Origin of the sequence: Accumulibacter sp. (assembly GCF_032229525.1) — a bacterium.
GTDB lineage: Bacteria > Pseudomonadota > Gammaproteobacteria > Burkholderiales > Rhodocyclaceae > Accumulibacter.
This window is the reverse complement of record NZ_JAVTWB010000190.1, coordinates 16,790-26,278: the sequence shown is the minus strand read 5'-3', so window position 1 is coordinate 26,278 and position 9,489 is coordinate 16,790. Positions and strand designations below refer to the sequence as shown.

10 protein-coding genes are annotated in these 9,489 nt (G+C 62.4%); 8 read left to right on the top strand and 2 right to left on the bottom strand.

The features are described 5' to 3' along the window. The 6 genes from RUW20_RS15040 to RUW20_RS15015 form a co-directional block, all read left to right on the top strand. A partial coding sequence (locus RUW20_RS15040) for a hypothetical protein (RefSeq protein WP_313953044.1) occupies window positions 1-380 on the top strand: 380 nt, incomplete at its 5' end. Between the two features lie 27 nt (window positions 381-407). Continuing rightward, window positions 408-1,529 (top strand): porin, encoded by a 1,122-nt coding sequence (locus RUW20_RS15035; RefSeq protein ID WP_313953043.1) that lies wholly within the window; start codon window positions 408-410, stop codon window positions 1,527-1,529. A 183-nt stretch (window positions 1,530-1,712) separates the two neighbouring features. Continuing rightward, window positions 1,713-1,982 carry a 30S ribosomal protein S20 gene (gene rpsT, locus RUW20_RS15030; RefSeq protein ID WP_313953042.1) on the top strand — a complete coding sequence of 90 codons (270 nt, stop codon included), beginning with the start codon at window positions 1,713-1,715 and terminating at the stop codon, window positions 1,980-1,982. A 288-nt stretch (window positions 1,983-2,270) separates the two neighbouring features. After that, a complete protein-coding gene (locus RUW20_RS15025; protein WP_313953041.1) occupies window positions 2,271-2,924 on the top strand; it encodes a protein-L-isoaspartate O-methyltransferase in 654 nt (217 codons plus the stop codon). A 15-nt stretch (window positions 2,925-2,939) separates the two neighbouring features. Next, window positions 2,940-3,293 carry a rhodanese-like domain-containing protein gene (locus RUW20_RS15020; protein ID WP_313953040.1) on the top strand — a complete coding sequence of 118 codons (354 nt, stop codon included), beginning with the start codon at window positions 2,940-2,942 and terminating at the stop codon, window positions 3,291-3,293. Between the two features lie 15 nt (window positions 3,294-3,308). Next, window positions 3,309-4,652 carry a TolC family outer membrane protein gene (locus tag RUW20_RS15015; protein ID WP_313953039.1) on the top strand — a complete coding sequence of 448 codons (1,344 nt, stop codon included), beginning with the start codon at window positions 3,309-3,311 and terminating at the stop codon, window positions 4,650-4,652. Here RUW20_RS15015 and waaA read toward each other — a convergent pair. Both waaA and waaC read right to left on the bottom strand, forming a co-directional pair. Continuing rightward, window positions 4,627-5,901 carry a lipid IV(A) 3-deoxy-D-manno-octulosonic acid transferase gene (gene waaA, locus RUW20_RS15010; RefSeq protein WP_409559374.1) on the bottom strand — a complete coding sequence of 425 codons (1,275 nt, stop codon included), beginning with the start codon at window positions 5,899-5,901 and terminating at the stop codon, window positions 4,627-4,629. The genes RUW20_RS15015 and waaA overlap by 26 nt on opposite strands. Then, window positions 5,901-6,863 carry a lipopolysaccharide heptosyltransferase I gene (gene waaC / locus RUW20_RS15005; protein ID WP_313953038.1) on the bottom strand — a complete coding sequence of 321 codons (963 nt, stop codon included), beginning with the start codon at window positions 6,861-6,863 and terminating at the stop codon, window positions 5,901-5,903. The genes waaA and waaC overlap by 1 nt, the downstream gene beginning before the upstream one ends. A 224-nt stretch (window positions 6,864-7,087) precedes the next feature. On the opposite strand from waaC, the gene RUW20_RS15000 reads away from it, so the two are divergent. Both RUW20_RS15000 and rfbB read left to right on the top strand, forming a co-directional pair. Next, on the top strand, window positions 7,088-8,509 hold the full coding sequence (locus tag RUW20_RS15000) for a mannose-1-phosphate guanylyltransferase/mannose-6-phosphate isomerase (protein WP_313953037.1): 1,422 nt from the start codon (window positions 7,088-7,090) through the stop codon (window positions 8,507-8,509). Window positions 8,510-8,587: 78 nt separating this feature from the next. Continuing rightward, window positions 8,588-9,489, top strand: a 902-nt coding sequence (rfbB, locus tag RUW20_RS14995) for a dTDP-glucose 4,6-dehydratase (RefSeq protein WP_313953036.1), incomplete at its 3' end; no start/stop codon positions are given.

Here is a 9,489-nt window from a genome sequence, read left to right as displayed (position 1 = left end):
CGGTCACTTGCTTCCTGAAACGGGCGCTTCGGCGCCCGTTTTTTTTGCTGCCGCGCCGCCCGCCGCCGCCGCCCTGCGCTCAGAGGCAAGCAGCGCTGATTCGGTTGCGATTGGCCGCAGCCGCGCGTGCGTGGGTGCGTAGACCTCGCCCGATGGGCCGGGACCGCAGCGCAAAAAAGCCGTGGGCGGCGATCGACGCCTTCGACCCCACAGCACGCACGCCCAACTGTGGCGCAAATACAACGCGCCGATGTCGCCGCACCGGGATTACGCTCGTCACGCTTGCTGCTGTAAAAGCGCTCTGCCAAACTTCTGGTCGATGGCTCAAGAGCTTCGCCGCCCAGCCAATCAGCATAGCGCAGCAGATTTCGGTTTTGTGATTGCAGGACCTACAGGAGATTACCCAAGTGAACAAGAAGCTTATCGCACTGGCAATTGGCAGCCTGGTTTCCGGAGCCGTTGCGGCCCAGACCAACGTCACCGTCTACGGTGTCGTCGATGCCGGTTACGTTTACAGTTCAGGTAGCGCCGGTCCCGGCATGGGCACAAACAAGTTCAGCGGCATCGCTTCCGGCATTGCCGCCGGCAATCGTCTGGGTTTCCGGGGCGAAGAAGCGCTCGGCAACGGCCTCAAGGCGGTGTTCACGCTTGAGTACGGGCTGGATATCGACACCAACCAGGGTCTCGGTACCGGTGGCCTGAATGCGCGCCAGCAGTTCGTCGGCCTGTCGAGCGCCAAGCTCGGCACCGTCGCCCTTGGCCGTCAGTATTCGCCGGGCTTCAACGCTGCAGCCCGCAACGACGCGCTTGACGCAACCGACATGGCCATTCAGTCAAGCCTCAGCGCACTTAATGGCTATACCGTCACCCCGAACAGCCCGGCTCGCTTCAATAATTCCGTCACCTACACCAGCAACAACTACTCCGGCCTGACTTTCAGCGCCATTTACGGCTTCGGTGAGAGCAATCTTGGCGGCTTGAACAACGCCAGCACCTCCGACAACGGCAAGGGCGGCCTCGGCCTCAACTACGCCAACGGCCCGGTTAACGTCGACCTGGTTTATCAGACCCGTCAGAACGTCAACATCGCCTACCCGAACCCGGCCGGCATGGGCAAGGATATCAACGAGTGGTATATCGGTGGCAACTATGACTTCAAGGTTGCCAAAGTCTTCGCCAGCTACCAGGCGCTCGACAACAAGAACAATCTCGTCGGCGCCGGCAGTGTAGACGACAGCGATCTCTGGACACTTGGCGTCAGCGCTCCGGTCGGCCCTGGCACCGCCGCATTGAGCTATGGCAAGGTGACCACCGATCGCCGCAATGTTGCCGATGGAAGCAGCTGGGGCGCGGGCGCGATGTACACCTATCCGCTGTCGAAGCGCACCGCGGTCTACGCAGCCTATAGCTACTTCGATAACAACAAGCACGTGATCGTCCCTGGTCAGACAATCATTGTCCCGGGCCAGATCGGTGCCGCGAACGAGAGCAACTACACGCTCGGCGCCGGCCTCATGCACAGCTTCTGATTGGCTTTTGTCTTTGTCGCAGAAGAATCGGGCGCCTGGCGCCCGTTTCTTTTCCCGCCGGATTTTCTTTCGTCGGCGAAAAAAACCACCCCTGGTCGGGCTGCCGCTTGCTTCACCAGGCCTGACTCTGTACAATCCTCGCCTTTCGACGTCATCAGCAGTTTTTCATAGGAACCCACATTCATGGCCAATAGCGCACAAGCTCGCAAGCGTGCCCGCCAAGCCGTCAAGCAGCGCACCCACAATGCGGGCCTGCGCTCGACTCTGCGTACCGCCATCAAGCGTGTGCAGAAGGCAATTGGCGCTGGTGACAAAGCTGCAGCGCAGAGCATCTTCCAGCAATCGGTAGCGGTAATCGACCGCATTGCCGACAAGGACATCATCCACAAGAACAAGGCTGCCCGCCAGAAGAGCCGCCTGTCGGCTCAGATCAAGGGACTTGCCGCCGCCTAGCGCTATGGTCGGCCGGTCTATGTGACCCAAAACGGCGCCTCGGGGCGCCGTTTTTGCGTCCCTGACGAATGTCGACACTTCGGACGGCACGCCACAGGACAACGGCGAAAAGCGATTCGCGGCGCTAACGCCGGCAGTCTATTGCGTGTTTGACGAGGCGTGGCGACCAGGGCTCCGACGCGACCCATTGCCGATAGACGGGTATAATTTTGGCTTGGCGATAGAATATTAGATCGTGCTAATATGATTACTGTGACGAGGAATGCTATGACTGCGGTGGAGATGGCTATGGATATGGAACAAGCTCGCTTCAACATGATCGAGCAACAAATCCGTCCTTGGGAAGTGCTGGATCCGGAGGTGCTCGGGCTCCTGGCCGCGGTAAGACGTGAAGACTTCGTACCCGCCGCACACCGGACTTTGGCGTTTGCCGACATCGAAATGCCGCTTGGCAATGGCCAGACGATGCTCCAACCGAAGATCGAGGCACGCATTCTCCAGGAGGTGGCGCTCAGGAACACCGACATTGCGCTGGAAGTCGGCACCGGTAGCGGCCATATGGCAGCGCTACTGGCGGCAAAAGCGGAGTACGTTTACAGTGTCGAGATTGATCCGCAGCTCGCCGAGAGGGCTCGGCAAAACCTCGAACGAGCGGGTGTCGCCAACGTCACTGTAGCAACTGGCGACGCTTCCGAGGGTTGGCCCGATCCGGGGCCCTATGACGTGATCGTCATCTCGGGTTCCTTGTCCGAACTTCCCGAGGCTTTTCTGCAGCAATTGAAGATCGGCGGCCGCCTCGCGGTATTCATCGGCGAGGCGCCGGCGATGCAGGCACGCCTGATTACGCGCACCAGCGAGCAGGCGTTCAACACGATCAATCTCTTCGAGACCGTGGTCGCGCCGCTGACCACCAAAAAACAACGTCAGCGCTTCGTCTTCTGACTGCGGATCGAGGCAATGCAACAGCTCTCGGCAGTCCAGTTGGCAGAGTGGCTGACGCCAAGTACACCGTCGGCGAACCCTGCCGACTCAGAGTCGCCGCGACGACCGCTCTTGCTCGACGTGCGCGAGCCCTGGGAGTACGAGCTCTGCCACCTCGCCGACTCGATGCTGCTGCCGATGCAGACCGTGCCGACCCGTCTGGGCGAGCTCGACAGCGAAGCCGACATCGTGGTGATCTGCCATCACGGTGTGCGCAGCCTGCAGGTGGGCAACTTTCTCGAACGCCAGGGCTTCAGTTCGATCTACAACCTCACCGGTGGCGTCGATGCGTGGGCGCGCGACGTCGATCCGGCGATGCGCAAGTATTGAAAGAGGGCTAGCATCATGCCTGTGAAACTTGGTCCCGGAAGGTTCAGTCTGCTGCTGGCCGGCCTGTTCTCCGCAATTCCCGCCTTTGCTACCGATCTGCTCCAGGTCTATCGCGATGCGCTGACCTACGACGCCCAGTACACGGCAGCACGCGCCAGCGCCGTCGCCGGACGCGAGAAGCAACCACAAGCGCTGGCCGGCCTTCTGCCGACCATTGCGGCCACGGGCAACAGCTACTGGAACGACACCCGCTACAAGGTCAACGTCGACACCCTCAGTAGCTCGTATAGCAACAAGTACAACAATCACAGTTACGGCGTCAATCTGACCCAACCCTTGTTCCGCTGGCAAAATTTCGTGCAATACGACCAGTCGAAGCTGTTGGTCATGCAGACCGAGGCCAACTTCGCGCAGGCGGGGCAAGACCTCATTCTGCGCGTTGCACAAGCCTACTTCGACGAGCTGTTCGCGATCGAAAACCTGCGCGCCGTTCAGGCCAACAAGACCGCGATTGCGCAGCAACTGGCGCAAGCGAAGAAGAACTTCGAGGTCGGCACCGCGACGGTCACCGATACCTACGAATCGCAATCGCGCTTCGACTTGGCAACGGCGCAGGAAATTGCTGCCGAGAGCGAGCTCGAAGTCAAGCGTTATGCGCTCCGTGTGCTGATTGGCAAGAACCCCGGCGAACTGAATCGGCTCAAGCCGAAAGCAGTCATGACACCGCCACAACCGGCGAGCATGGAACCATGGGTCGAGGCTGCCGAGCGCGATAGCTTCGTCGTGCAGGCGCAGCAGGCGGCCACCGAGGCGGCGGCCAAGGCGATCGAAATCAGCCGGGCCGGTCATTACCCGACCCTCGATGCGGTCGCCAACTACAACCAGAACAACGGTCCCGGCCAATTTGGCGTCGGTTCGATCGATAACACCACAAGGCAGGTTGGCCTGCAGCTCAACATCCCGCTATTTCAGGGCGGTTCCGTCAACTCGAAGACCCGCGAAGCGATTGCCAAACGTGATGTCGAGGCGGCATCACTGGACAATGCCAAGCGCAGCGCCGCACTCGGCGCACGCCAGTCCTACCTGGGGGTGGTCAACGGCCTCGCCGGCGTACGGGCGCTGGAAGCGGCGCTGGTGTCGAGTCTCAGCTCCCTCGAATCGAACCGCCTCGGCTACGAAGTGGGTGTACGGATCAACATCGACGTGCTCAACGCCGAGAATCAGGTCTACGTCACCCGGCGAGACCTTGCCAAAGCGCGCTTCGATACCCTGCTCGCCCAGCTGCGGCTGAAAGCGGCCGTCGGCTCGCTCGCCGAGGGTGATCTGGAGCAGATCAACACCCTCTTCGAAGCGCCATGAACGGCTCGATCAGTGCCACGGTGCGCGCCGTGGCGCCGCGGTGCGCCTGACTGAAGGCCAGCCCCGCAGCACGCATCGCCCGCAGCTGCGCCGGCTGCTTCAGCAGTTCGCCGGCGACCGCAGCCGCCTCGCCGGCGTCGACAACCCGGCGAGCAGCGCCACAGGCGATGGCATCTTCGCTGGCCTGGGCAAAGTTGAAGCTGTGCGGACCGAGCAGGACGGGGCAGCCACAGGCTGCCGCCTCGATCAGGTTCTGTCCGCCAAAGGGCAGCAGCGAGCCGCCGATCAGCGCCAGATCCGACAGCGCGTAGTAGGCCATCATTTCACCCATGCTGTCGCCGAGCCAGACCTGCGTCTCGCTCGTCGGCAGCGTTCCCGAACTTCTTCGGCGGCTCACCAGCCCGCGCCCGGCAATTAGCCGGGCGACTTCGGCAAATCGCTGCGGGTGACGCGGCACCATCACCAACAACATCTCGGGAATAGCGATCGACGTGAAAGCTTCCAGGATCAGCGCTTCCTCTCCTTCGCGCGTACTGGCAGCCAGCCACACCGGCCGCGGCCCGATGGCCTGCCGCCATTGCTCTCCCAACTGCAGTTTTTCGGGTAGCGGTGCACTATCGAATTTCAGATTGCCGCAGACGCTCGGCTGGCACGCGCCAATCTGTCGCAAGCGATTGGCGTCAGCTTCGGTCTGGGCGCCGACGGCGCTCAGCGACGCGAGTGCCGGCTGGATCAGGGCCCGCAGCCGGGCATAGCCGCGCTGCGAACGTGCCGACAGGCGAGCGTTGATCAGCGCCAGTGGCAGTTGCCGTTTTTTGGCCGCCGCGATCAGGTTTGGCCACAACTCGGTCTCCATCAGCAAGCCGATCTGCGGCCGGAAGTGATCGAGGAAGCGCCCGCAAGCGTCCGGCAAATCATAAGGCAGGTAGGACTGCGTCAGCCGCTCCGGGTACCTGAGCTGCAGATCACTACCGGCTGCCCGGCCAGTCGGCGTCATGTGGGTCAGCAGCAGACTGTGCTCCGGATAGTCATGTAGGAGCGCGGCCACCAGCGGTTCCGCCGCGCGGGTCTCGCCGACCGAGACCGCGTGCAGCCAGATCAGAGGCCGTCGTGGGCACCGTGCGTAAAAACCGTGGCGTTCGCCCAGGTGCTGGAGGTACTCGGGTTGCCTTCGCGCTCGCCAGAGCAGCCGCAGCCAGATCAGAGGCATGGCCAGGTAGAAAAGCAGCGAGTAAGCAAGGCGGGCCATCAGCGCAGCGCCTGCTCGGCGACCGTCAACACCTCCTGAACGGACGGTGCGGCACCGGTGCGGCCGAGATTGCGCACGAAACCGGTGCCGTAGACGCCGGTCAGCGCAGGTTCAGTGGCGATGTAAAGCGCGATGGTCGGCACGCGCAAGGCCGCCGCGAGGTGGGCGAGGCCGGTATCGACACCAATTGCCAGCTTTGCCCGAGCGATCAGTGCGGCCAGCATGGGCAGCGTCAGCGGCGGCGGCACGACGGCACCCGGCACAGCAGCGGCGATTCGCTCGGCTCGTTGTCTCTCGCGCGCGCTGCCGGCGGGCAGAAGAGGCGTTAGCCCGCGCGCGACCATCGCCTGGCCAACCGCAGACCAGTGCGCTTCGTCCCACAGCTTGTCGTCACGACTGGTCGCCGTCAGCAGAACCGCGAGATGGTCCGCGGACAGCCAAGCGGTATCAACGGGTTCAATGGGCGGCGGCGAGATGCCGTAATCGAGCGGCAGGTCGACCGGATAATCGAAAGCTGCGGCAGCCAACCAGCGGTTGCGTTGAACGGCGTGGACATTGCGCGGCAGGACGAAGGTGGTGTCGTAGAAGCGCGCCGCGATGGGTTCGCGTGCGGCCTCGGCCGCGTAGCCACAGCGCCTACCGTGGGCTTGTCGGCTGATCAACGCGCTTTTCAGCAGACCCTGTGTATCGAGAACGACGTCGTAGTTTTTTTTGCCGATTCGTCGCCGGAAGTCGCGAATTTCGCGCCAGGTGGCGAAGCGCCAGAGATTGTCGCGCCAGCGCCGGATAGCCACCGGAATGATCTCGTCGACGGCCGGATGAAGACGCGGAATATCGACAAATGCCTCCTCGACACACCAGTCGATATGTGCGTCAGGAAAGCTCTGCCGCAGATCGGTGACCACCGGCAGATTGTGGATTACGTCACCGAGCGACGAGGTTTTTACCAGTAGGATACGCATCGGTGAGCCAATGGTCCGGAAGATGGGCAACAAGCGGGAAGAGCGCATTATAGGAGATGGCAGCTGCAGCGGTCCGCCTGGCACCCGCGCGGTAGCGGCGGGAGCTTGTTTTTTCGCACCGCTCGCAGCCAGTCCCGCCCACCGCTGGCCGAAACCGACGGCGCTATAATGCCGCCTCCTCAAACCTCTTGGCGGCAAGACTGCCCCGATTGGAGATGCTCCAAATGACCTCGTCTGTGATTCGTCCGGTGATCCTCTGTGGAGGCTCGGGCACCCGCTTGTGGCCGCTGTCGCGAACGCATTACCCGAAGCAGTTTCTCCGCCTGGTGGATCAGTTCTCGCTCCTCCAGAACACGCTGCGTCGCCTGGAAGGGATCGCCGGGCTGGGTGTGGCCATCGCCGTGGCCAACGAGAACCACCGTTTTCTGGTCGCCGAACAATTTCACGAGATCGGCCTGAAGCCCGATATCCTGCTCGAACCCGCAGCACGCAATACCGCTCCGGCGGTCGCGGCGGCCGCAGTGCATGCGATTGGTGACGGCGATGAGAAGGAAGCGCCGCTGCTTCTGGTGTTGCCCTCGGATCATGTCATCGCCAACGTCACAGCTTTTCAGGAAGCCGTTGCAGCGGCAATCCCGCACGCACGCGCTGGCGCCCTGGTCACCTTTGGCGTGGTGCCCGATCGCCCGGAAACCGGCTACGGTTACATCCGTCGCGGCGAGGCAGTCGCCGGTGGCTACGCGCTCGATCGTTTCGTCGAAAAACCCGATGTCGAGACCGCACAGGGCTACCTCGATGCGGGCGAGTACTTCTGGAACAGCGGCATGTTCCTGTTCCGCGCCGACACCTACCTCGAGGCACTCGACCGCTATGCGCCCGGAATCCGCGAGTGCGTCACGGCGGCGGTGGCCAGCGACCGCTGCGACCTCGATTTCATCCGCCTCGATCACGCCGCTTTCGTGGCCAGCCCGTCGAAATCGATCGACTACGCGGTGATGGAAAAGACCGACCGTGGCGTCGTCATTCCACTCGATGCCGGCTGGAGCGACATCGGCGCCTGGGACGCGCTGGCCACGCTCGGCCAAGCCGACGATGAGGGCAACACCCGGCGCGGTGATGTGATCAGCATCGATACCCGCAACTCCATCCTGCTGTCGGAAGGACGATTGGTCGCCACCGTCGGGGTCAGCGATCTGATCGTGGTCGCCACACCGGATGCGGTACTGGTGGCCGACAAGGCGAAAGCGCAGGAGGTCAAGGCGCTGGTCGAGGCGCTGAAGCGCTCAGACCGCGTCGAGACCGAATTCCGGCACATCGTGCATCGCCCCTGGGGAAGCTACGAAGGACTGGCCCAGGCCCCGCGCTACCAGGTAAAACGCATCCTGGTAAAGCCTGGCGCGAGCCTCAGCTTGCAGAAACATCATCATCGTGCCGAACACTGGGTCGTCGTCAAGGGCACTGCCGTGATCGTGCGCGGCGACGAAACGCTGTTGCTCGCGGAGAACCAGTCGACCTATATTCCGCTTGGCGTGGTCCATCGTCTGGAAAACCCGGGCAAGATCGACCTTGAAATGATCGAAGTCCAATCCGGCAGCTATCTGGGCGAGGATGACATTGTCCGCCTGCAAGACAGCTACGGCAGATGATTCCAGGCTTCGGCGGCCCCTGGTGACGGGCAATCGTCACCTCTTGTTCAACCCTGGCGATATTTGAAAGGTCGACAGATGATTCTGATTACAGGTGGCGCCGGCTTCATCGGAGCCAACTTCATTCTCGACTGGCTGGCGCAGAGCGACGAGGCCGTCATCAACCTAGACAAGCTGACCTACGCCGGCAATCGCGAGAACCTCGCGTCACTGGCCAACGACGCACGGCACATCTTCGTGCACGGCGACATCGGCGACAGCAAACTGACCAGCAGCCTGCTGTCGCAATACCAGCCGCGCGCAATCGTCAACTTCGCCGCCGAGTCGCACGTCGATCGCTCGATCCATGGTCCGGAAGACTTCATCCAGACCAACGTCGTCGGCAGCTTTCACCTCCTCGAAGCCACGCGCGGCTACTGGAGCGCGCTGCCGGACGCGGCCAAGCAAGGCTTCCGATTTCTGCACGTGTCGACCGACGAGGTCTATGGTTCGCTGGCGAAGGATGAACCGGCCTTCAGCGAAAGCCACAGCTATGAGCCGAATAGCCCCTATTCGGCAAGCAAGGCGGCGAGCGACCACCTGGTCCGCGCCTACCATCACACCTATGGGCTGCCGGTGCTGACCACCAACTGTTCGAACAACTACGGACCCTACCATTTCCCGGAAAAGCTGATTCCACTGATGATCGTCAATGCGCTCGCCGGCAAACCCTTGCCGGTCTACGGCGACGGCCAGCAGATTCGCGACTGGTTGTACGTCACCGACCACTGCAGTGCCATCCGGCGGGTACTCGACGCGGGCCGCACCGGCGAGACCTACAACGTCGGCGGCTGGAACGAAAAACCCAACCTCGACATCGTGCACATCGTTTGCAGCCTGCTCGACGAACTTCGGCCGCGCGCCGACGGCAAGCCGTATAGCGAACAGATCACCTACGTCACCGACCGTCCCGGCCACGATCGCCGCTACGCCATAGACGC